This window comes from Delftia sp. DS1230 (assembly GCF_040112715.1).
GTDB classification, from domain to species: domain Bacteria; phylum Pseudomonadota; class Gammaproteobacteria; order Burkholderiales; family Burkholderiaceae_C; genus Comamonas; species Comamonas tsuruhatensis.
Map to the genome: position 1 here is coordinate 717357 of NZ_CP157763.1, position 22853 is coordinate 740209.

General features: G+C 68.1%; 17 protein-coding genes. 11 read left to right on the forward strand and 6 right to left on the reverse strand.

Features of this window, described 5'->3' with window-relative positions; genetic code table 11:
- Positions 1-102: 102 nt before the first annotated feature.
- On the reverse strand, positions 103-1065 hold the full coding sequence (locus tag AAN986_RS03275; RefSeq protein ID WP_046241420.1) for a 3-hydroxyacyl-CoA dehydrogenase NAD-binding domain-containing protein: 963 nt from the start codon (positions 1063-1065) through the stop codon (positions 103-105).
- Positions 1066-1156: 91 nt separating this feature from the next.
- On the opposite strand from AAN986_RS03275, the gene AAN986_RS03280 reads away from it, so the two are divergent.
- The 7 genes from AAN986_RS03280 (at position 1157) to AAN986_RS03310 (ending at position 7074) form a co-directional block, all read left to right on the forward strand.
- Positions 1157-2065 carry a LysR family transcriptional regulator gene (locus AAN986_RS03280; RefSeq protein ID WP_012207762.1) on the forward strand — a complete coding sequence of 303 codons (909 nt, stop codon included), beginning with the start codon at positions 1157-1159 and terminating at the stop codon, positions 2063-2065.
- 109 nt (positions 2066-2174) lie between these two features.
- On the forward strand, positions 2175-3116 hold the full coding sequence (locus AAN986_RS03285; protein WP_017404202.1) for a hydroxymethylglutaryl-CoA lyase: 942 nt from the start codon (positions 2175-2177) through the stop codon (positions 3114-3116).
- A 2-nt stretch (positions 3117-3118) separates the two neighbouring features.
- Positions 3119-3622 (forward strand): YbaK/EbsC family protein, encoded by a 504-nt coding sequence (locus AAN986_RS03290; RefSeq protein WP_016452780.1) that lies wholly within the window; start codon positions 3119-3121, stop codon positions 3620-3622.
- Entirely contained in the window at positions 3622-3864 is a 243-nt protein-coding gene (locus AAN986_RS03295; protein WP_017404204.1) for a DUF1289 domain-containing protein, read from the forward strand. Before AAN986_RS03290 ends, AAN986_RS03295 begins: the two co-directional genes overlap by 1 nt.
- Positions 3865-3898: 34 nt before the next feature.
- The gene (locus AAN986_RS03300; RefSeq protein WP_034363224.1) at positions 3899-4534 is read left to right on the forward strand and encodes a DsbA family protein; all 636 of its coding nucleotides are present in this window, start codon (positions 3899-3901) and stop codon (positions 4532-4534) included.
- On the forward strand, positions 4535-6388 hold the full coding sequence (locus tag AAN986_RS03305; protein WP_047218434.1) for a putative nucleotidyltransferase substrate binding domain-containing protein: 1854 nt from the start codon (positions 4535-4537) through the stop codon (positions 6386-6388). It begins immediately after the preceding gene.
- Positions 6385-7074, forward strand: a complete 690-nt coding sequence (locus AAN986_RS03310; RefSeq protein ID WP_047218435.1) for a 3'-5' exonuclease — start codon at positions 6385-6387, stop codon at positions 7072-7074. The genes AAN986_RS03305 and AAN986_RS03310 overlap by 4 nt, the downstream gene beginning before the upstream one ends.
- On the opposite strand, the gene AAN986_RS03315 is transcribed toward AAN986_RS03310, so the two are convergent.
- The 4 genes from AAN986_RS03315 to AAN986_RS03330 all read right to left on the reverse strand — a co-directional run bounded on the left by AAN986_RS03315 (position 7050) and on the right by AAN986_RS03330 (position 10779).
- A complete protein-coding gene (locus AAN986_RS03315) occupies positions 7050-7898 on the reverse strand; it encodes an AraC family transcriptional regulator (protein WP_016452776.1) in 849 nt (282 codons plus the stop codon). The genes AAN986_RS03310 and AAN986_RS03315 overlap by 25 nt on opposite strands.
- Positions 7895-8530 (reverse strand): YbhB/YbcL family Raf kinase inhibitor-like protein, encoded by a 636-nt coding sequence (locus AAN986_RS03320; protein WP_016450045.1) that lies wholly within the window; start codon positions 8528-8530, stop codon positions 7895-7897. Before AAN986_RS03320 ends, AAN986_RS03315 begins: the two co-directional genes overlap by 4 nt.
- Before the next feature lie 210 nt (positions 8531-8740).
- The gene (locus AAN986_RS03325) at positions 8741-10474 is read right to left on the reverse strand and encodes a cation acetate symporter (protein WP_016450046.1); all 1734 of its coding nucleotides are present in this window, start codon (positions 10472-10474) and stop codon (positions 8741-8743) included.
- On the reverse strand, positions 10471-10779 hold the full coding sequence (locus AAN986_RS03330; RefSeq protein WP_012207753.1) for a DUF485 domain-containing protein: 309 nt from the start codon (positions 10777-10779) through the stop codon (positions 10471-10473). The genes AAN986_RS03325 and AAN986_RS03330 overlap by 4 nt, the downstream gene beginning before the upstream one ends.
- Before the next feature lie 303 nt (positions 10780-11082).
- On the opposite strand from AAN986_RS03330, the gene AAN986_RS03335 reads away from it, so the two are divergent.
- The 3 genes from AAN986_RS03335 to uvrA all read left to right on the forward strand — a co-directional run bounded on the left by AAN986_RS03335 (position 11083) and on the right by uvrA (position 20557).
- A complete protein-coding gene (locus tag AAN986_RS03335) occupies positions 11083-12765 on the forward strand; it encodes an MFS transporter (RefSeq protein ID WP_047218436.1) in 1683 nt (560 codons plus the stop codon).
- 413 nt (positions 12766-13178) lie between these two features.
- A complete protein-coding gene (locus AAN986_RS03340) occupies positions 13179-14168 on the forward strand; it encodes a porin (RefSeq protein ID WP_016450048.1) in 990 nt (329 codons plus the stop codon).
- Positions 14169-14599: 431 nt separating this feature from the next.
- Entirely contained in the window at positions 14600-20557 is a 5958-nt protein-coding gene (gene uvrA / locus AAN986_RS03345; protein ID WP_047218437.1) for an excinuclease ABC subunit UvrA, read from the forward strand.
- Between the two features lie 3 nt (positions 20558-20560).
- On the opposite strand, the gene AAN986_RS03350 is transcribed toward uvrA, so the two are convergent.
- The gene (locus AAN986_RS03350) at positions 20561-21739 is read right to left on the reverse strand and encodes an MFS transporter (protein WP_016450051.1); all 1179 of its coding nucleotides are present in this window, start codon (positions 21737-21739) and stop codon (positions 20561-20563) included.
- A gap of 129 nt (positions 21740-21868) precedes the next feature.
- On the opposite strand from AAN986_RS03350, the gene AAN986_RS03355 reads away from it, so the two are divergent.
- Entirely contained in the window at positions 21869-22834 is a 966-nt protein-coding gene (locus AAN986_RS03355; protein WP_047218438.1) for a LysR family transcriptional regulator, read from the forward strand.
- Positions 22835-22853 lie beyond the last annotated feature (19 nt).

A 22853-nucleotide genomic window follows, 5' to 3' on the forward strand; every position in this document is an offset into this window, starting at 1 on the left:
GGGCTCGGTGGTCGGCCGGCTGCTAGTAGGCGCCGTTGGGGGCCACGGTGATGATCAGTGGGTCGTTCCACTGCGACGTGTTTGACGTGGGGACCGGCGTGCTCATGGCGTGTCCTGTGCCTGCTCCGGCACCGGCAGCTCGCTGGCCAGCAGGGCCAGGCCCTGGCGCAGCAGCGCGTCGTAGCGGGCACGCTCGGCCAGGCGGCGGTCTTCGGGCCAGTCGAAGAAGCCCTTGCCGGTCTTCATGCCCAGATCGCCGCGCGCCACGCGATCGCGCAGGGCCTGGGCCGGCACATCGGTGTTGGACAGCGTGGGGTACATGGTGGCGGCCGCCGCGCAATGCACCTCGATGCCCGCATGGTCGCGCTGCAGCACGGGACCGGCTGCCAGGAAGCGGAAGCCGAAGCCGAAGCGCACGGCGGCATCCACGTCCTCGGGCGAGGCAATGCCCTCGTCGATGAGGGCGAAGGCCTCGCGCGACAGCGCATGCTGCATGCGGTTGGCCAGAAAGCCGGGCTTGTCCTTCTTCACCAGCACCGGCACGCTGCCGCAGCCGCGCATGAAGGCGTGCAGCCACTGGCCCAGGGCCGGGTCGCTGCGCTCTCCCAGCACCACCTCCACCAGCGGCACCAGGTGGGCGGGCATGAAGAAGTGCAGGCCCAGCATGCGCTGCGCCGTGGGCAGGCCGCTGGCGATGGCGCTGATGGGAAAGCCCGAGCTGTTGCTGGCCAGCACGGCGTCGGCCGGCGCATGCGCCTGCAGCTCGGCGAACAGCGCCTGCTTGGCGTCCAGCCGCTCGGTGATGCATTCCACCACCAGGGCGACGCCGTCCCAGGCCACATCCTCCAGCGCCGCGCAGACCGAGACCTGGGACGCGCACCGGGCAAAGCCGGCCGTGGCCAGCTCGATGGCAATGTGCTGCAGCAGCAGCTCGCGCCGTGCCGCGCCGGGGTCGACCACGGTCACCAGGGCGCCGCCCCGGGCCAAGACCACGGCCACATCGGCACCCATGGTGCCTCCCCCGACGACCACCGTGCGCGCGTGGCGCGGCGAACTGCTGTGCATGCCGTCTCCTGCTGATCTCATGGATTTGAGGCGCAGTCTAGGCAGACGTCATTGAACGGTAAAGACGCATTTTTCGATAAACTGATCGGCCATGAAGATCAATTGGTCGGCCCGCGAGGTCGATGTCTTTCTGGCGCTGGCCGATTCGCTGAGCTTTCGGCGCACGGCGCTGCAGATGCACCTGTCGCAGTCGGCCGTCTCGGGCACGCTGGCGCGGCTGGAAGAGATGCTGGGCGCGCGCCTGTTCGAGCGCACCACGCGCGCCGTGGAACTGACCCAGGCCGGCGAGGTCTTCGCCGAGCAGGCGCGCATCCTGCGCCACCAGATGGACGAGACCGTGCGCCGCGTGCAGGAGGTGGCCCAGGTGCAGGTGGGGCGGCTGGCGCTGGCGGCCCTGCCTTCGCTGGCCGCGGGCCTGCTGCCCCGCGTGCTGGCGCGCTTTGCGGCCGAGCATCCGGGCGTGCACCTGGAGCTGTTCGACAGCCTGGCCGGGCCGGCCTTCGACATGGTGCGCGCGGGCCGCGTGGACTTTGCGCTCACGGCGGCCAACCCCGCCTATGCCGACCTGGACTACCTGCCCCTGGCCTCCGACCGCTTCGTGCTGCTGCTGGGCCGCGGCCATGCGCTGGCGCGCGGGCGCGGCGATCTGGGCTGGGCCGACGTGGCCCATCTGCCCCACATCTCCATGCCGGCCGGCACCAGCGTGCGGCAGTACGCCGACGAGGCCCTGCTGACCCACGGCATACGCTTTGCGCCCCAGTACGCCGTGGAGCACCTGGCCACCATCGCGGCCATGGTGGCTGCCGATCTGGGCGTGAGCGCGCTGCCGCTGCTGGCCGCGCAGGTGGTGCAGCGGCCGGAGGTGGTGGCGCGCCCGCTGGCACGGCCGGTGCTGCGCCGCCCCATCGGCCTGGTGCGCCTGAGCGGCCGCCGCCTGTCGCCGGCTGCCGCGCGCATGGTGGAGATGCTGCGCGAGGAAATGGCGGCCCTGCCGGGCTGAACGGGGCGCTGGCAGCCGTTGTGCATGGCCCGGCAGGATATGGGGTGGTGCCCGGGCCTGCAAGCCTGGACAATAGGGGCCGTACCCGTCATCCCGGTGAGAACACCCCATGAGCATTCCTTCCCGCGTCAAACTCGTCGATGTAGGCCCCCGCGACGGCCTGCAGAATGAAAAACAGCCCGTGCCCGCCGCCGTCAAGATCGAGCTGGTGCACCGCCTGCAGGAAGCCGGCCTCAAGGAAATCGAGGTCACCAGCTACGTCAGCCCCAAATGGGTGCCGCAGATGGCCGACAACGCCGAAGTCATGGCCGGCATCGTCCGCCGCCCCGGCGTGCGCTACAGCGTGCTCACGCCCAACATGAAGGGCCTGGAGGCCGCGCTGTCGGCGCCGCGCGAACTGTGGCCCGACGAGATCGTGGTCTTCGGCGCAGCCAGCGAGGCCTTCAGCCAGAAGAACATCAACTGCTCCATTGCCGAAAGCATCGACCGCTTCGCCCCCGTGGCCGAGGCCGCACGCGCCCAGGGCATCTACGTGCGCGGCGCCATGAGCTGCACCGTGGGCTGCCCCTACGAAGGCGAGATCGCCCCCGAGCGCGTGGCCTACCTGGCCGGCCTCATGAAGGGCATCGGCGTGCAGCATGTGGGCGTGGCCGACACCATCGGCGTGGGCACACCCGTCAAGGTGCGCAAGGCCATCGAGGCCACGCTGCAGCACTTCGCCATCGACGATGTCTCGGGCCACTTCCACGACACCTACGGCCAGGCCGTGTCCAACACGCTGGCCGCGCTGTCGCTGGGAGTGTGGCAGTTCGACACCTCGGTGGCGGGCCTGGGCGGCTGCCCCTACGCCAAGGGCGCCACGGGCAATGTGGCCACCGAGGACGTGGTCTACATGCTGCAGGGCATGGGCATAGAGACCGGCATCGACCTGGACAAGCTGATTGACGCTGGCCAGTTCATCAGCGACCACCTGGGCCGCCCCACGCAATCGCGCGTGGCCAAGGCACTGCTCACCAAGCGCGCCAGCGCGTCTGCATGCGAGGCGGTGTGAGCATGTGCGGATCTGAACTCCACCATCTTCCCGAAGGCGTGCAGCGCGTGGCGGCCTTCCTGCAGCAGGCCGGCCATGGCGAGGGGCCGCGCATGTTGGACGGCGCGGCGCGCACGGCCCAGGAAGCGGCCGACCAGCTGGGCATCCTCGTGGGCCAGGTGGCCAAGAGCATCATCTTCCGCCGCCGCAGCGACGGCGTGGCCGTGCTGGTCGTGGCCTCGGGCGACCGCCGCGTGGACGAGAAGAAGGTCGCCGCCCTGGTCGGCCCCGTGGGCCGTGCCGATGCCGACTTCGTCAAGGCGCAGACGGGCTTTTCCATCGGCGGCGTCAGCCCCGTGGCCCATGCCAACACGCCCGTGACCCTGGTGGACCGGGAACTGCAGCGCTTCGACACCGTCTGGGCGGCCGCCGGCCATCCGCATGCGGTGTTCGCGGCCACGCCGGCCGCGCTGCAGGCCCTGGCCGGTGCGCCCTGGGCCGACGTGGTGCAGGAGGTGGCGGCATGATGGGCCCCAAGGAAATGCTGGCCCACAAGGCCGGCGCAGCCTTCGCTGCGCGCGCTGACGACGAGCCCGTGCCATCGCCCTGCATCTCGGTCTGCCGCATGACGCCGGACCGCAGCCATTGCGAAGGGTGCTTTCGCACCATCGACGAGATCCGTGCCTGGTCCAAGTCCGATGCGTCGCAGCGCCTGGTCATCTGGAACGCGCTGCTCGAGCGTGCGGGCATCACGGTCGCCGTCCCCTAGACCCCCCTGGACTGCACTGCAGGAGCCTGCCGCCATGAAGCAGATCACCTTCCATCTCGACTTCGTCTCGCCCTATGCCTGGCTGGCCTTCGAGCAACTGCCTCAGGCCCTGCAGGGCATCAGCCACCACATGCAGTACCGCCCCGTGCTGCTGGGCGCGCTGCTGCAGCGCCATGCCAACCCGGGGCCGGCCGGCATTGCGGGCAAGCGCGAGTGGACCTACCGCCATGTGAGCTGGCTGGGCCATGCCACGGGCGTGGGGCTGGACATGCCGGCCCGCCATCCGTTCAACCCGCTGCCGCTGCTGCGCCTGGCGCTGGAATGCAGCGACGACGGCACGGTCAACCGCTTTGTCGCGGGCACGGTGCTGCGCCATGTCTGGCTGGGCGGCGCCGACGCGCTGGACCCTGCGCGGCTCGACGCCCTGCGCGCCACGCTGGCGCCACAGCTGCGCACGGATGCGGCGGACAACGCCAAGCGCCTGCTGCGCGAGAACACCGACGCCGCGGCCGCGCAAGGCCTGTTCGGCGTGCCGGCCTGGGAAGTCGACGGCCGCCTCTTCTGGGGCCTGGACAGCCTGCCCATGCTGCGCGCCTACCTGGAAGGCGACAGCTGGTTCGACAGCGGCTGGGACGCGGCTGCAAGCGTGGAGCAAGGCCTGAAGGTTTGAATGGCGGGGCTGGAACAACGGCCCCGCCCCATGCCCAACGCCTTCAACTTCGCCGCCTCGCCCTTCGACTGCCTCACGCCCGACGAACAAGCGCTGGTGCGCGATGGCGTGGACATCGCCTACTTCCCCGAGGGCGCCGTGGTGCTGGACGCCGGCTCGGCGCCCACCCACCTCTTCGTCATCATCAAGGGCCATGTGGTGCAGACCGAGGGCGACGAGGTGCTGGCCAGCTACGGCCCCGACGACAGCTTCGACGGCCGCGCCCTGGTGGCCGGCCGCACGGGCAGCCGCTTCACCGTGGCCGAGGAGCTCATCGCCTACCAGCTTGCGCGCGAAACCGTGGGCGAGCTGATCGCGCGCAACACGGCCTTTGGCGCCCTGCTGTTCTCCGACCTGGGCCACAAGCTGGGCACATTGGCCCAGCGCGCCGACCGGCACGAATTGCAGTCGCTGACGCTGGCGCGCGTGGACCAGGCCTATCTGCGTGCCGCCCATGTGGTGGATGCGGCCACCGACATCGTCTCCGTGGTGCGCCTGTTCCATGCCGAGCGCACAACCTGCGTGCTGGTCTCGGGACTGCCGCAGGGCGGCCTGGGCATCTTCACGGGCACCACGCTGCAGCGCGCCATCCTTGACGGCCGCCCGCTGGAGCGGCTGGCCGTGGGCGAGTTCGCCAGCCAGCCCGTGTTCACCGTGCGCGCCGACGACCAGCTGGGCGATGCCCTGGTCGTGCTGCTGCGTGCGCGCGTGCACAGGCTGGCCGTGCTCGATGCACAGGGCCAGGTGCTGGGCATCCTGGAGGCGCTGGACCTGTTCAGCTTCCTGGCCAACCACTCCCACCTGATCACGGTGCAGATCGAGCAGGCCGCCGACCTGCAGGCGCTGGAGCAGGCGGCTGCCCAGATCACGCGCCTGGTGGCCGCCCTGCACCGGGGCGGCACGCGCATTGCCCTCATGGCGCGCCTGGTGCAGCAGCTCAACGCCCGTTTGTTCGAGCGTGCCTGGCAGATGCTGGCGTCGCCGGACCTGGTGGCCCACAGCTGCCTCTTCGTCATGGGCAGCGAGGGGCGCGGCGAGCAATTGCTCAAGACCGACCAGGACAACGGCCTGCTGCTGCGCGACGGCTATGTGCCGCCCCAGGACCTCGATGCCATCTGCGCGCGCTTTTCCGCGCAGCTGCAGCGCTTCGGCTACCCCGAATGCCCGGGCGGCATCATGCTCAGCAATCCGCTGTGGCGCGGCACGGTGGCCGACTTTGGCCGTCGTGTGCGCGAATGGCTGATCCTGCCCAGCCCGCAAGGGCTGATGCACCTGGCCATCTTTCTGGATGCCCACGCCGTGGCAGGCGATGCAGCCTTGCTGGCGCAGGTTCGGCGGGACCTGATGGCGCTGGCCCTGGACAGCGACGCCCAGGTGGCGCGCTTTGCCTCGGCCGTCGACGCCTTCGCGCACGAGCCGGGCAGCTGGTGGGAGCGGCTGCTGGGCCGTGGTGACGAGGGGGCGCCCGTGCACCTCAAGAAGGCCGGCATCTTTCCCATCGTCCACGGCGTGCGCAGCCTGGCGCTGGCCCACCACATCGCCGCCACGGGAACGGCCGAGCGCCTGGCGGCCCTGGTGGCCGAAGGCGTGCTCGATGAAGTCCAGGGCCGCGAACTGCTTGAAGGACTGCACTTTCTCATGGGCCTGCGCCTGCAGGCGGGCCTGGCCGAGATCGACCTGGGCCGGCCCGTCACCGGCCATGTGGACCCGGCGCGCCTGAGCAGCCTGGAGCGCGACCTGCTCAAGGACACGCTGGCCGTGGTGCGGCGCTTTCGGGAACTGCTGCGCCAGCGCCTGCGGCTGGACGCGGTATGAGCGCGGCACCCCTGTCGAAATGGGTGGCGGGCCTGCGGCGCAACTGGCAGCGGCGCAGGCTGGCGGACCCCGCCTATGACTTCCTTTTCGATGCGCCGCCGCCCGGCGAATGGGTGGCGCTGGACTGCGAGACCACGGGCCTGGACGTGCGCAGCGACGAGATCGTCTCCATCGGCGCCGTGCGCATCGTGGGAGAGCGCATCCTGTCCAGCGAGCGCCTGGAGCTGCTGGTGCGCCCCTCGCGCAGCGTGCCAGCGGACAGCGTGCGCATCCACCGCCTGCGCGAGCGCGACCTGGCCCGGGGCCTGGCCATCGAGGACGCGCTCGCGCAGCTGCTGCGCTTCATCGGAAGCCGGCCGCTGGTCGGCTACTACCTGGAATTCGACGTGGCCATGATCGAGCGCGTGCTGCGCCCCTGGCTGGGCACGGGCCTGCCCAACGAGCGCATCGAAGTCTCGGCCCTGTACTACGACCACCGCTTCCGGCAGCTGCTGCCCTGGCAGCAGCAGGCGCCCGAGATCGACCTGCGCTTTGCCACGCTGATGGCCGATCTGGGCCTGCCCCGGCGCGAGGCCCACGACGCGCTCAACGACGCCGTGATGGCAGCGCTGGCCTTCATCAAGCTGCGCAGGCTGGCTGGCGGGACGCCGGCCGCGCTGCATCAGCGCAAGGCGGACGGCGAATAGCCGAAGCGCGCACGGAAGCGCTCCGAAAAGCGCGCACGCGACTGGTAGCCACAGGCCTGGGCGATGTGTTGCAGGCTCCAGCCGGTGGTCTGCACCAGCAGCATGGCGTGGTGCATGCGCGTGTCCACCAGCAGTTCCTCGAAGCGGACGCCCTCGCCGGCCAGGCGCCGGCGCAGCGTGGCCTCGCTCATGGCCAGCGCGCTGCCGGCGCTGTGCGCTGTCCAGTGCTGCTGGGGCGCCTGGGCAATGAGGGTGCGCAGGCGCGAGGCCGTGCCGGGCGGGCCCGCGCGGCGCAGGATGTGGCCGCGCTCCGCGAGCGCGGCGAGCAGGTCCATCAGCCGGTAGCGCAGCCGTTCGTCGCTGAGAGTCGGCGACGGCACGCTGGCCAGCACCTGCCGCAGAGCGTCTTGCAGGTCATCGTCCAGCGGCAGTTGCCGAAAGGCCTGCTCGTCCTGCGGCAGCGCTGCGGGCTGGGCGCGTGTGCGGTGGAACGCCTCCAGCAGCTCGGGCGACAGTGCCAGCAGCACGGAGCGAAAGGGCTGTCCGCCGCTGCCCGGTGTCTTCATCAGATCGGCGCTGGTATGCGCCTGCACCAGCAGCAGGCAAGAGGGCGTGTCCACCGTGGTCTGGTGGCTGCCGTCGTGCAGGTCCAGCCTGCCTGCCGCCACCAGCAGCAGGCAGGCTTCATGGAACAGGAAGCGCGGCGTATGCCGGGCCTGGCGCAGGCTGGGCTGCGCCAGGCTGCACAGGCCGGCCCGCACCACGGGGGCGGCAGAAGGCAGCAGCCAGTGGCTGCCGGGCACCGGGTCGCCGTTCAGGTTCAAGCGGCGCAGACCGCAGGGTTCAGGCTGTACAGGCCGGTAATGCTGGCCTTGCCCAGCACCTGGCCGGCTTGCAGCGCCGCGCGCACATTGGCGCCGGTCAGTTCGCCGGAGACCGCCAGCGTGGGCGTGGCCAGCGCATAGACGGTGAAGACGTAGTGGTGGACGATGCTGTCGTTCCACGGGGGGCAGGGGCCGTCGTAGCCGTAGTAGTCGCCCTTCATCTGCTCGTCGCCCGCGAACCAGCCCGTGTAGTCGTTGATGCCGTGGCGCAGGCCGCCGGGGGCGGCCGGGCCGCTCTTGCCGCGCGGCGTGACGCCGTCGGACTGGGCACCTGCCGCGATCTCGGTGGTGGCGGCCGGAATGTCCAGCAGCAGCCAGTGGAAGAAGTCCACGCGCGGCAGGCTGGCCGGCACTTCGCGGCCTTCCTGGTTCACATCGTCGCCGCGGCTGGGCACGTCGGGATCGTGGCAGACCACGACGAAGGACTGCGTGCCCGCCGGTGCGCCGCTCCAGGCAAGGTGCGGATTGCGGTTGGACGACAGCGCCACGTGGGATGCCGCATCGGGCACGGCGAACGCGAATTCGCCGGGGATGGCCTGGCCGTCCTGGAAGCTTTGGCTGGTGAGTTGCATGTCGGATGGATCCTGTGCGTTGAAGAGAGAAGTCATGCTGCACGAAGCGCTCGGCAGACCCCCGAGTCTAGGGGCGGGGAAAATGCAGGACATCGCCCATCCGCTCAAAAGGCTTCTCCAGCCGATCAAACTGAGTGTCTCTGGTGTGGCGAGGGATGAAAAAAAGCCGGGCGCATGGCCCGGCTTGTGCGTGGTTGCCGCTTCGGCAGCTCAGTGGCCGGAGGCGCCCGAAGCTCCCAGACCCGTTTCCGAACGCACCTGCTGCGCGGGGAACACGGCGCGTTCCCTGGCGGCCTGGGCACTCTTGTCGAGCACCGAGAACAGCCACACGCCCACGAAGCCGATGGTCATGGAGAACAGCGCGGGCGATGCATAGGGGAACCAGGCCGAGCCTGCAGGGTTGCCCAGCGTGGCTTCCCAGACCGGGGGCGAGACGATGGTCAGGCCCACCGAGGACGCCAGGCCCATGAAGCCGCCGATCACGGCGCCCTTGGTCGTGCAGTCCTTCCACAGCACCGACAGCAGCAGCGGGGGGAAGTTGGCCGAGGCCGCGACCGCGAAGGCCAGCGACACCATGAAGGCGATGTTCTGCTTCTCGAACACGATGCCCAGCAGCACGGCGATGGCGCCCAGCGTCAGCGTGGTGATGCGCGAGACGCGCAGCTCGGCGGCGCTGTCGGCCTTGCCCTTCTTGATCACGGTGGCGTACAGGTCATGCGACACGGCCGAGGCGCCCGACAGCGTCAGGCCCGCGACCACGGCCAGGATGGTGGCGAAGGCCACGGCCGAGATGAAGCCGTAGAACACGTCGCCGCCAACGCTCTTGGCCACCAGCACGGCCGCCATGTTGGCCGTGCCCGCGCCGCCGTGGATCACGCCCTTGACCGTGTCGGCCATCTCGGGGTTGGTCAGCACCAGGGTGATGGCGCCGAAGCCGATGATGAAGATCAGCACGTAGAAGTAGCCGATCCAGGTCGTGGCCCAGAACACGCTCTTGCGCGCTTCCTTGGCGTCGGGCACGGTGAAGAAGCGCATCAGGATGTGGGGCAGGCCCAGCGTGCCGAACATCAGCGCCATGCCGAAGCTGATGGCCGAGATCGGGTCCTTGATGAAGCCGCCCGGGCCCATGATGGCCAGGCCCGCCTTGGCGGCGGCCGAGGGGTCGGCGCCGTTGTTGGCAGCGATCTCGGAGCGCACGCGCACGCCTTCGGCGAACAGCGCCTCGGGGCTGAAGCCGTACTTGGCCAGCACCATGAAGCCCATGAAGGTCACGCCGGCCAGCAGCATGCAGGCCTTGATGATCTGCACCCAGGTCGTGGCCGTCATGCCGCCGAACAGCACGTAGATCATCATCAGGCCGCCCACCAGCACCACGGCGATCCAGTAGTCCAGGCCGAACAGCAGCTTGATCAGCTGGCCCGCGCCCACCATCTGCGCGATCAGGTAGAAGGCCACCACCACCAGCGTGCCGCTGGCCGCGAAGGCGCGGAACGGCGTCTGGGAGAAGCGGTAGCCGGCCACGTCGGCGAAGGTGAACTTGCCCAGGTTGCGCAGGCGCTCGGCCAGCAGGAAGGTCAGGATGGGCCAGCCCACCAGGAAGCCGATGGAGTAGATGAGGCCGTCATAGCCGCTGGCCATGACCGAGGCCGAGATGCCCAGGAAGGAGGCGGCCGACATGTAGTCGCCCGCAATCGCCAGGCCGTTCTGGAAGCCCGTGATGCCGCCTCCGGCCGTGTAGAAATCGGCCGCCGACTTGGTGCGGCCCGCGGCCCACTTGGTGATCCACAGCGTGGCCACGACGAAGGCCGTGAAGAGAATGATGGCGGTCCAGTTGGTGGCCTGCTTGGCGGCCACGCCGACATCGCCGCCGGCGGCCAGCACGGGCCCCGTCAGGGCCAGCGCCACGGCGGGCGCCAGCAGCATGCGTTGTGCGGAATTCTTCATTTCGTGGCGTCCTTCAGGATGTCCTGGGTGAGCTTGTCGTACTCGCCATTGGCACGGCGCACGTAGAGGCCGGTGACGATCACCGAGAACACGATCACGCCCATGGCGATAGGAATGCCCAGTGAGGTCACGCCCGCGCCAATGGGCTGGGCCAGAAAGGATTTGTCGAAGGCAATCAGCGCGATATAGCCGTAATAAACGACCAGCATCAGCAGCGTCAGAAAAAGGCCCAGGCGATTGCGTCTGGACCGCAGCTCCTGGTATTTGGGATGGCGCTGTATTTTGTCTACCACCGGATCGGTCATGGTTTGTCTCCTGAAGTTGGAATCGCGGCGGCAGCCCCATGGATCTGCAGCCTTGCGGCGCATTCTGGAAACTGCTTCTGACCGAGTGCTTACGCAGTGCAGCATGGTTTGCCAGGGTTTTTACGGTGCTTTTCACATGGAAAAAGACGGCATCAGGGTTGCTGCTGAGTTAGTAAGAAATCGTTCAGTTCGCCGTCAATTTCTGTAAGAGGTGAGTCAGATTCGCGTCAGCAGGCAGGCGGATAGTGAATCGGCGGGCCTATGGCAAGCCCGCTAAATATTCAATAAATCAAGGAGACAGACATGGCTATCAACGCATCGCAAGGCGCGGGGGTCAAGGCGACCCCGCGGCCCATGACTCCGGAAGAACGCAAGGTGATCTTCGCCTCGTCGCTAGGCACGGTATTCGAGTGGTACGACTTCTATCTCTACGGATCGCTGGCGGCCATCATCGCCAAGCAATTCTTCAGCGGGCTCGATGCGGGATCGGCCTTCATCTTCGCGCTGCTGGCCTTCGCGGCCGGCTTCATCGTGCGGCCCTTCGGCGCACTGGTGTTCGGGCGGCTGGGCGACATGATCGGCCGCAAGTACACCTTCCTCGTGACCATCCTGATCATGGGCCTGTCGACCTTCATCGTCGGCATCCTGCCCACCTACGCCAGCATCGGCGTGGCGGCGCCGGTGATCCTCATCGGCCTGCGCATGCTGCAGGGCCTGGCCCTGGGCGGCGAGTACGGCGGTGCGGCCACCTATGTGGCCGAGCACGCGCCGCACGGCAAGCGCGGCGCCTACACCTCGTGGATACAGACCACGGCAACGCTGGGCCTGTTCCTGTCGCTGCTGGTGATCCTGGGCGTGCGCACCTCCATCGGCGAGCAGGCCTTCGCGGACTGGGGCTGGCGCATTCCCTTCCTGCTGTCCATCGTGCTGCTGGGCATCTCGGTGTGGATCCGCATGACGCTGTCCGAGTCGCCAGCCTTCCAGAAGATGAAGGCCGAGGGCAAGGTCTCCAAGGCTCCGCTGTCCGAGTCCTTCGGCCAGTGGCGCAACCTCAAGATCGTGATCCTGGCGCTGATCGGCCTGACCGCCGGCCAGGCTGTCGTCTGGTACACGGGCCAGTTCTATGCGCTGTTCTTCCTGACCCAGCAGCTCAAGGTCGATGCGGTGACGGCCAACCTGCTGATCGCGGCGGCACTGATCATCGGCACGCCGTTCTTCGTGATCTTCGGTTCGCTGTCCGACAAGATAGGCCGCAAGCCCATCATCATGCTGGGCTGCGTGCTGGCCGTGGTGACCTACTTCCCCGTGTTCAAGGCGCTGACCGAAGCGGCCAACCCCGACCTGGCCGCGGCCCAGGCCAAGAGCAAGGTGGTGATCGTTGCCGATCCCAAGGAATGCTCGTTCCAGTTCAATCCCACGGGCACTTCCAAGTTCACCAGTTCCTGCGACGTGGCCAAGCAGCTGCTGGCCGCCGGCTCGGTCAGCTATGACTCCGAGGACGCAGCGCCCGGCAAGACGGCCTTCATCCGCATCGGCAGCACCGAGATCCCCTCGTTCTCCGTCAAGGGCCTGAGCCCCGAGGAAGCCAAGGCCAAGGACGCCGAGTTCAAGAAGACCGTGGCCAAGGTGCTGGCCGAGGACGGCTATCCCACCAAGGCCGACCCCACGAAGATGAACAAGGTGATGATGGTCGCCATCCTGACCTACCTGGTCATCCTCGTGACCATGGTCTACGGCCCCATCGCCGCCATGCTGGTGGAGCTGTTCCCCACCCGCATCCGCTATACCTCCATGAGCCTGCCGTACCACATCGGCAATGGCTGGTTCGGCGGCCTCCTGCCCACCATGTCGTTCGCCATCGTGGCCCAGACCGGCAACATGTACAGCGGCCTCTGGTATCCCATCGTCATCGCGGGCGCCACGGCCATCATCGGCACGCTGTTCCTGCGCGAGACCAAGGATGTGGATATCTACGCGAATGATTGAGGGCTCCCCCTGAGGCGCTGACGCGCCTTCCCCCGTATGCACGGCGCCTTCTCTCGCTTCGCGGGAGGGGGACGACGCCATCGCCGCGAGGCGGCTCTTGCTCGGCGTCTCTGAGTTGGGGCCGCGCCGGTTGCATGCGGTGTGCGCAGTATCCGACTGTGTTTTGTGGCGCTGCATTGACGAAAGCCCATGGCGGTTTGCCATGGGCTTTTTTCGTATGGCGCTTCTACTGGTTTTCCATGTCATGCCTGTGGCAGCAAAGCATCAGATCGCGCATTTTCAGAGGCGGCCGTACATTTTTTGACATGCCCGCACCTAGAATTCGCAGCAGCCGCAAATGGCACTGATCTAGAGCCGGAGTCGGCCCTGAGATTTCAAGAATACCCACTCAACAATCCCAAGGAGATGCCGAGATGATCAAGATGAACCGCGTTGCCCTGGCCGTGCTGGCCGTGCTGGGTTCCACCACCGTGATGGCGCAAAGCAGCGTCACGATCTATGGCCGTATCAACACCACGATCGAGCGCCAGAAGATCGGTGACGAAAGCGTCAGCAAGATGGAGAACAACTCCTCGCGTTGGGGCATGCGCGGTGTCGAAGATCTGGGCGGCGGCCTGAAGGCCGGCTTCGTGCTGGAAAGCGGCTTCGCTTCCGACACCGGCATGGGCTCCTCCTCCACCGGCGCGCTGACCTTCGGCCGCCAGAGCGAAGTGAACCTGTCGGGCAACTTCGGTATGCTGCGCCTGGGCAACTTCTTCCCCGGCTCGTACTTCGCCACGGCCGACTACGTGAGCATGCACAACCATGACACGGGTTCGTCCTCCGACGCGCTGTACTTCGATCCCGTCTGGTTCGCCAGCGGCCTGGGCACCGCCAACAAGATCTCCTACACCACGCCCAACTTCGGCGGCCTGACGGTGGAAGGCTCGGTCTCCATGCACGAGAAGGCCACCGCCCTGGCCAAGAAGAAGAACGGCTACGACCTGGCCGCCAACTACAACGTGGGCCCCCTGGCCCTGGGCGCCGGCTACAGCCAGTTCGACGAAGACAAGCAGCTGGCCTTCCGCGCTGCCTACACTCTCGGCCAGTTCGTGCTGGGCGGCTACTACCAGCGCAACGACGAAGAAATCCGCGGCACGCGCAACAACTTCCGTCTGTCGGGCATGTACACCCTGGGCGCTTCCGAGTTCCACGTGAACCTGGGCCACGCCAACAAGTGGAGCAACATTGCCGACTCCGGCGCCAACCAGTGGACCCTGGGCTACAACTACAACCTGAGCAAGCGCACCAAGGTCTACGGCTACTACACCAAGGTGGACAACAAGGCCGGCGCCAACTACATGACCGGCGTGAAGGGCGCGGACTTCTCGTCCTTCGCCGTCGGCGTGCGCCACGCATTCTGATCGCCGCGCGGCGTAAGCCGCGAGCAAAGCAGGTCTGTTCCAATCAGCACCTGCCTGCCATCAGGCCTCGTACCGAAAGGTGCGGGGCCTTTTTGTCTGGGCCCGTCTTGTCACAGCCTGATCAAGGAAATACCCATGAGGATCATCGCGGCCGGTTGCCTGGCCTTTGTTGTCGTGTCGCTGCTGGCCATCACCCAGGTGAAGGGCGTGCCGGACGGGCAGGCCATGCCTGCCTCCGTGCAGATGGCCAAGTAAGACCTTGAAAGAGGCACGAGCCCCGGACTGGTTCCGGGGTTTTTTTATGGTCGCGCGGATTTGTTGAGGAGGCGTTTTGTGTTTAACCTGTATGAAAATACAGGTATTGAGAAGCGTCCGATGCCTGACGCATGGACTGCCTAGAATGTTTGGCTCCCACTGACCACACAACATCCATGACGCACGGTCTGATTCGAATTCGCGGCGCACGCCAGCACAATCTCCAGAACCTGGATCTCGACATCCGTACCGGCGAGCTGACCGTGGTCACGGGGCCCAGCGGCTCGGGCAAGTCCAGTCTGGTGTTCGATACCCTGTATGCCGAAGGCCAGCGCCGCTATGTCGAGACCTTCTCGGCCTATGCGCGGCAGTTCCTGGACCGCATGGACAAGCCGGCCGTGGACCGTGTGGAAGGTGTGCCGCCGGCCATCGCCATCGACCAGACCAATCCCGTCCGCAACTCGCGCTCCACCGTGGGCACGATGACCGAGCTCAACGACCACCTGAAGCTGCTGTTCGCGCGCGCAGCCCAGCTGTTCGACCGCGACACCGCCGTGCCCGTGCGCCACGACACGCCCGACAGCGTGCTGGAGGAGCTGGCCGAGCGTTGCCGGCAGGCCGGTGATCCGCGCATCGCCATCACCTTCCCCGTCGAGCTGCCCGCCAACACCACGGCCGCCGAGGTGGAGCAATGGCTGTCGGCCAGCGGCTTCACCAAGGTCCAGGCCGAGCGCGAGGCCGAGAAGGCCGGCGCCGTGGAGCCTGCCGCAGACGCCAAGGGCAAGAAGGCCAAGGCGGCGGCGCCGCTCAAGGTCAAGATGCTGGACGTGGTGGCCGACCGCTTCCGCCTGGGCAACGTCGAGCGTGCCCGCGCCTACGAGGCCATCGAGGTGGCACTCAAGCGCGGCAGCGGCCACATGACGGTCTATGTGCTGCCTGAATCCGCCGTGGAAGCCGCAGGTGCCCAGCCCACCGAGCCCCAGCTGTGGAAGTTCTCGCTGGGCCTGCACTGCCCCGAAAGCGGCCTGAGCTACCAGGAGCCGATTCCCTCGCTGTTCTCCTTCAACTCCGCCGTGGGCGCCTGCGAGGCCTGCCGGGGCTTTGGCCGCGTGATCGGCGTGGACTGGGGGCTGGTCATCCCCAACGACAAGCTCACCCTGCGCACGGGTGCCATCAAGCCCGTGCAGACACCGGCCTGGAAGGAGATCCAGGACGACATGATGCGCCACGCCGAGGCCGAAGGCATTCCGCGCGACACGGCCTGGGCCAAGCTCACCGACGCGCAGAAAAGCTGGGTGCTGGACGGCTCGCCCAACTGGAATGGCAAGTGGACCCAGACCTGGTACGGCATCAAGCGCTTCTTCGAATACCTGGAGAGCAAGGCCTACAAGATGCACATCCGGGTGCTGCTGTCCAAGTACCGCAGCTATACCGAATGCCCCACCTGCGGCGGCGCGCGGCTGAAGACCGAAAGCCTGCTGTGGCGCCTGGGCGGCAAGCAGGCCGCCGATGCCGTGCTGCCGCCCGGCGACGAAGGCCGCTACCGCCGCTTCATGCCGAAGGGCGTGGCCTGGAGCCGCGAGCAGCTGGACGCGCTGCCGGGCCTGTGCCTGCACGACCTGATGCAGCTGCCCCTGGTGCGGCTGCGTGATTTCTTCCAGCAGCTGGCGCCGGCTGCCGATGCCCCGCTGCATGACGGCGAGGCCCAGGCCCTCAAGATGCTGCACGCCGAAATCATGGCGCGCGTGCAGTACCTGTGCGACGTGGGCATCGGCTACCTCACGCTGGACCGCCAGAGCCGCACGCTGTCGGGCGGCGAGGTGCAGCGCATCAACCTGACCACGGCCCTGGGCACCTCGCTGGTCAACACCCTGTTCGTGCTCGACGAGCCCAGCATCGGCCTGCACCCGCGCGACATGGAACGCATCACCGAGGCCATGCAGCGCCTGCGCGATGCAGGCAACACCCTGGTCGTGGTCGAGCACGACCCGGCCGTGATGTTCGCGGCCGACCGCATGATCGACATGGGCCCCGGCCCCGGCGCGCGCGGCGGCCAGATCGTCTTCGACGGCACGCCCGACGACCTGCGACATGCCGACACGCTGACCGGCGCCTACCTGGGCGGCCGCAAGCAGGTGGGCTTCGGCCTCAAGCGCATGGTGACCGAGTCCACGCCGCGCCTCATCCTCGAAGGCGCGCGCGAGCACAACCTGCGCAGCATCGACGTGGACTTTCCGCTGCAGCGACTGGTCACCATCACCGGCGTCAGCGGCTCGGGCAAGTCCACGCTGATCCAGGACGTGCTGGTGCCCGCGCTGATGCGCCACTTCGGCAAGCCCACGGATGCGGCCGGCGCCTTCGAGCGCCTGCTGGGCGCCGACCACCTGAGCGACGTGATGTTCGTGGACCAGTCGCCCATCGGCAAGACGGCGCGCTCCAACCCGGCCAGCTACGTGGGCGCCTGGGACTCCATCCGCGAGCTGTTCGCCATTGCGCCGCTGTCGCGCCAGCGAGGCTATACGGCCGCCAAGTTCAGCTTCAACAGCGGCGATGGCCGCTGCCCCACCTGCGGCGGCTCGGGCTTCGAGCATGTGGAGATGCAGTTCCTCTCCGATGTCTACCTGCGCTGCCCCGACTGCAACGGCACGCGCTACCGCCCCGAGATCCTGGAAGTCACGATCGAGCGCCACGCGGCCGGCGAGTTGCAGCCGCGCAAGCTCAACGTGGCCGATGTGCTGGAGCTCACCGTGGCCGAGGCGGCCCTGCTGTTCGCCCAGGACCGCGAGGTCATCCGCGCCCTGCAGCCCATCGTCGATGTGGGCCTTGAATACGTGAAGCTGGGCCAGCCCGTGCCCACGCTGTCGGGCGGCGAGGCCCAGCGCCTCAAGCTCGCGGGCTTCCTGGCGGAGGCCGCCAAGGCCCAGGCCAAGTCGAAGCAGGCGCTGGGCAAGAAGGGCACATTGTTCCTGTTCGACGAGCCCACCACGGGCCTGCACTTCGACGACATCGCCAAGCTCATGCGCGCGCTGCGCAAGCTGCTGGAGGCCGGCCATTCGCTGATCGTCATCGAGCACAACCTGGACGTGATCCGTGCCAGCGACTGGCTGATCGACCTCGGTCCCGAAGGCGGCGACGGCGGCGGCGCCATCGTGGCCCAGGGCACGCCCGAGGAGGTGCGTCAGGTGCCTGGCTCGCACACGGCCCAGGCGCTGCGCGAGTACGACCTGGCCATGGGCGTGGGCGGCGAGGCCGTGCGCGAGGTCGCCCCCATGCTCTACAAGAGCCAGCGCAAGGCGCATGCCATGTCGGGGGCGGCCGCCAGGAATGCCATCGAGATCGTCAACGCCAAGGAGCACAACCTCAAGCAGCTGTCGGTGGAGATCCCGCGCGGCAAGTTCAACGTGGTGACGGGCGTCTCGGGCTCGGGCAAGTCCACGCTGGCCTTCGACATCCTGTTCAACGAAGGCCAGCGCCGCTACCTGGAATCGCTCAACGCCTATGCGCGCTCCATCGTCCAGCCTGCGGGCCGGCCCGAGGTGGATGCGGTCTACGGCATTCCGCCCACCGTGGCCATCGAGCAGCGCCTGTCGCGCGGCGGGCGCAAGTCCACCGTGGGCACGACCACCGAGGTCTGGCACTTCCTGCGCCTGCTCTACGTCAAGCTGGGCACGCAGCACTGCATCCACGACGGCGCCGCGGTGCAGCCGCAGACGGAGGAAAGCATCGCGGCCCAGCTGCTCACGCAGTTCCGGGGCCAGACCATCGGCCTGCTGGCGCCGCTGGTGGTCAACCGCAAGGGGGTCTACACCGAGCTGGCCGACTGGGCTCGGCCACGCGGCTACACCCATCTGCGCGTGGACGGCGAATTCCTGCCCACCACGGGATTCCCGCGCATCGACCGCTTCAAGGAACACACCATCGAGCTGCCCGTGGCCAGCATCACCGTCACGGCGGCCAGCGAGCGCGAGCTGCGCGGCCACTTGGCGCAGGCGCTGGAAACAGGCAAGGGCGTGCTGCATGTGCTGTCCGGCCTGGACAACCTGGCCGATGCCATGGCCGGCGGCCGGAGCACGGCCGGCATCGGCAGCCTGCAGGTGTTCTCCACCCAGCGCGCCTGCCCGGTCTGTGCCACCAGCTATGCCGAGCTGGACCCGCGCCTGTTTTCCTACAACAGCAAGCACGGCTGGTGCCCTGACTGCGTGGGCACGGGCGTCAAGCTCACCAAGGACCAGCGCAAGGTCTATGACGACACCCTGCTGGTCGAGGACAACCGGGGCCGCGAAGTCAAGTTCGAAGGCCAGGAAATCGAAGACTTGGCCGAAGTGACCTGCCCCACCTGCCAGGGCACACGCCTGAACGCCACGGCACGCGCCGTGCGCTTCCATGGCGTGGGCATTGCCGAGATCGCCCAGCTGTCGGTCAACGACGTGCGCCAATGGGTGCAGGCGCTGGCGATGTCGGGCCGCGAGGCCGACATTGCCCGCGACCTCATTCCCGAGATCCAGAGCCGCCTCGAATTCCTCGAGGAAGTGGGACTGGGCTACCTGACGCTGGACCGTGGCGCGCCCACGCTGTCGGGCGGCGAGGCCCAGCGCATCCGCCTGGCCGCGCAACTGGGCAGCAACCTGCAGGGCGTGTGCTATGTGCTGGACGAGCCCACCATCGGCCTGCATGCGCGCGACAACCAGATCCTGCTCAACGCCCTGCACAAGCTGGGCGACAAGGGCAACACCCTGGTCGTGGTCGAGCATGACGAAGACACCATCCGCCGCGCCGACCACATCATCGACATCGGCCCCAGCGCCGGCATACGCGGCGGCCGCCTAGTGGCCCAGGGCACGGCGGCCGACATCATGGCGGCCGAGGACTCCATCACGGGCCGCTACCTGCTGCATGCCATGCGCCACCCGTTCCAGCCGCGCCGCTGGGTGGGCGAAGGCCAGCCGCCGCAGGCGGCCGCCGAGCTTGCCGCCGTGGCCGAACCGGTGCCGGAACCTGCGCCTGTCAAGGTATCCAAATCCAAAAAGAAGGCCGCGCCTGTCGTTGTCGACGCCGAACCCGCCTCCGACGCGCTGGGCTGGCTGACCGTGCGCGGCGCCCATTTGCACAACCTGCAGAACGTGGATGCGCGCGTGCCGCTCAAGCGCCTGGTGGCCGTCACGGGCGTCAGCGGCTCGGGCAAGTCCACGCTGGCGCGCGACGTGATGCTGGCCAATGTGGCCGCCTGGGTGGGCCAGCGCGCCACCAAGGCCGGGCGCGATGCCATGGACGCGGGCAAGGCGCCTGCGCTGTCGGGCTGCAAGGGCCTGCAGGGCTTCGAGGGCATTGACCGCGTGCTGGAAGTGGACCAGACCCCCATCGGCAAGACCCCGCGCAGCTGCCCGGCCACCTACATCGGCTTCTGGGACACCATCCGCAAGCTCTACGCCGAAACGCTGGAGGCCAAGGCGCGCGGCTACGCGGCCGGCCGCTTCTCGTTCAACACCGGCGAAGGCCGCTGCCCGGCCTGCGAGGGCCAGGGCATGCGCACCATCGAGATGAGCTTCCTGCCCGACGTGAAGGTGCCGTGCGAGGTCTGCCACGGCGCGCGCTTCAACCCCGAGACCCTGGCCGTCTCCTGGCGCGGCAAGAGCATTGGCGACGTGCTGCAGATGGAGGTGGACGAGGCCGTCGAGTTCTTCGCCAGCATGCCCAGCATCGCCCACCCGCTGCAACTGCTCAAGGACGTGGGCCTGGGCTATCTCACGCTGGGCCAGCCCTCGCCCACGCTGTCGGGCGGCGAGGCCCAGCGCATCAAGCTCGTCACCGAGCTGACCAAGGTGCGCGACGACGTGACCCGGCGCGGCAACAAGGCGCCGCACACGCTCTATGTGCTGGACGAACCCACGGTGGGCCTGCACATGGCCGATGTGGACAAGCTCATCCGCGTGCTGCACCGCCTGGTCGATGCGGGCCACAGCGTGGTCGTCATCGAGCATGACCTGGACGTGATCGCCGAGGCCGACTGGATCATCGACCTCGGCCCCGAAGGCGGAAAGGACGGCGGCCGCATCATCGCGGCCGGCATGCCCGAGGATCTGGTGGCTGCGGGCACGCACACGGGCAAGGCGCTCAAGCCCGTGCTGGCCCGTTGAGCCTCAGGCGCAGGCCACGCCTGCGCTGCGTGCGGAGCCTGCGGGCAGGCGGCTGCTCCAGAAGACCAGCACCAGGCCCACGGCCGTCAGCGCGGCGGCGGCCCAGCCCAGGTTGACCAGGCCCAGGCCACCGGCCAGGGCCAGGCCGCCGACCCAGGCACCCAGGGCATTGCCCAGGTTGAAGGACGCAATGTTCAGGCTGGAGACCAGGTTGGCGCCCTGGGGGCCGGCCTGGTCCAGCACGCGCATCTGCATGGGGGCCACCGTGGCGAAGGCCACGACGCCCAGCACGATCACATAGGCCATGGCCACGGCCTGGTTCCCGAAGGCCCAGCGGCCTGCCGCCAGCACCACCATCAGCGCCGCAATGCTCCACACCAGGGCGCGCATCACGCCCCGGTCGGCCAGCTTGCCGCCCAGCAGATTGCCTGCGGCCAGGCCCGCGCCGAACAGCAGCAGGGTCAGCGCCACCAGGCTGTCGCCCATGCGGGTCACCTGGGTCAGCAGCGGCTCCACATAGGTGTAGAGCGCGAACACGCCCGCAAAGCCGAAGGCCGTGATGCCCAGGCCCAGCCAGACCTGGCCGTTGGCCAGCACGGCCAGCTCCTGTGCCAGCGGCGTGACCTCGGGGCGGCCCTGGTCGCGCGGCACGAAGGCGGCCAGGATGGCAAAGGCCAGCACGCCGATCGCGGCCACGGCCAGGAAGGCGCTGCGCCAGCCGAACATCTGGCCGATCCAGGCACCGGCAGGCACGCCCAGCAGGGTAGCCAGGGTCAGGCCCGAGAACATCAGCGCAATCGCCGACGCCTTCTTGTCCACCGGCACCAGGCCCGTGGCCACCACGGCGCCCACGCCGAAGAAGGTGCCGTGGGTCAGAGAGGTCAGCACGCGCGCCGACATCAGCCATTCATAGCTGGGCGCGAACGCGGCGGCCAGGTTGCCGGCGATGAAGATCAGCATCAGCGCCAGCAGCAGGCGCTTGCGCGGCCATTGGCGCGTCAGCAGCGTGAGCACCGGCGCGCCCACGGCCACGCCGATGGCGTAGCCCGAAATCAGCGAGCCCGCCGTGGGAATGCTGATGTGCAGATCCTGGCTGACCTGTGTCAGCAGGCCCATGATGATGAATTCCGTGGTGCCGATGCCAAAGGCACCGGCCGCCAGGGCGAGTAGGGAAAGAGGCATGGACGGATTCCTTGTGATCCTTGGTGTGATGTCCAGTAATGTCGCACTGCAACATACCTTTGTGTAGATGGAATAATGGAAACGGATCTGTTCCTGTGTGGAATAGATGATCCTTTTCTCGGAGACACCATGCCCGCACTTGTTCCTCTCGCCGCCGCCGACACGGGCAGCGCCGATGCCAACCGCTTTGCCGAGCTGGAAATGCTGATCCTGGTCGCCGAGCGCGGCAGCCTCTCGGCCGCGGCACGCCACCTGGGTATCTCGCCCTCGGCTGTCAGCAAGAGCATGTCGCGGCTGGAGGCACGGCTGGGCGTGCAGCTGCTGCAGCGCAGCACGCGCCGCCTGCATCTCACGCCCGAAGGCTGCCAGCTGTTCGAGCGCGGCAAGCGCGTGCTGGCCGATCTGGAGGAGCTGGAAGCCTGCGTGGCCGTGCGCAGCGAACCACGCGGCCTGGTGCGCATCAACACCAGCTCATCGACCGGAAAAATGCTGCTCGTGCCCCTGGTGCCGCAATTGCTTCAGTGCCATCCCGGGCTGAGCCTGGAACTGAGCTTCACGGACCAGATCGTGGACCTGGTCGAGGCCGGCACCGACATCGCCGTGCGCTGGGGCCAGCTTCCGCCCTCGGACATGGTCGCGCGCTTGCTGGGCCGCACGCGCCAAGTCATCCTGGCCTCACCGGAGTACCTGGCCCGCATGGGCCGGCCCCTGCATCCAGACGAGCTGGGCCACCATGTGCGCCTGGGCTGGAGCTACCAGCGCGCCATACCGCACTGGCCGTTTCTGGTGGACGGCCAGCGCGTGGCCGTCGATATCGGGGAGGTGGTGCGCGTCAACGACGGCGATGTGATGCGCGAGCTGGCGCTGCACGGCACGGGCCTGGCCCGCCTGTCGCTGTACCACGCCTGGGCCGACGTGCTCGCCGGCCGGCTGGTGCCCGTGCTGGAGGAATTCAACACGGGCGACCTGGAACCCATCCACGCCGTCTACCTGGGCAAGCCCGATCGCCTGCCCCCGCGCACGCGCGCCGTGCTCGACTTTCTGCAGGCGCATGTGGACCTGCGGCATGCGGAGCAGCTGCCGGCGCTGCCCTGAGGGGGAGCCGGCAGTGGGG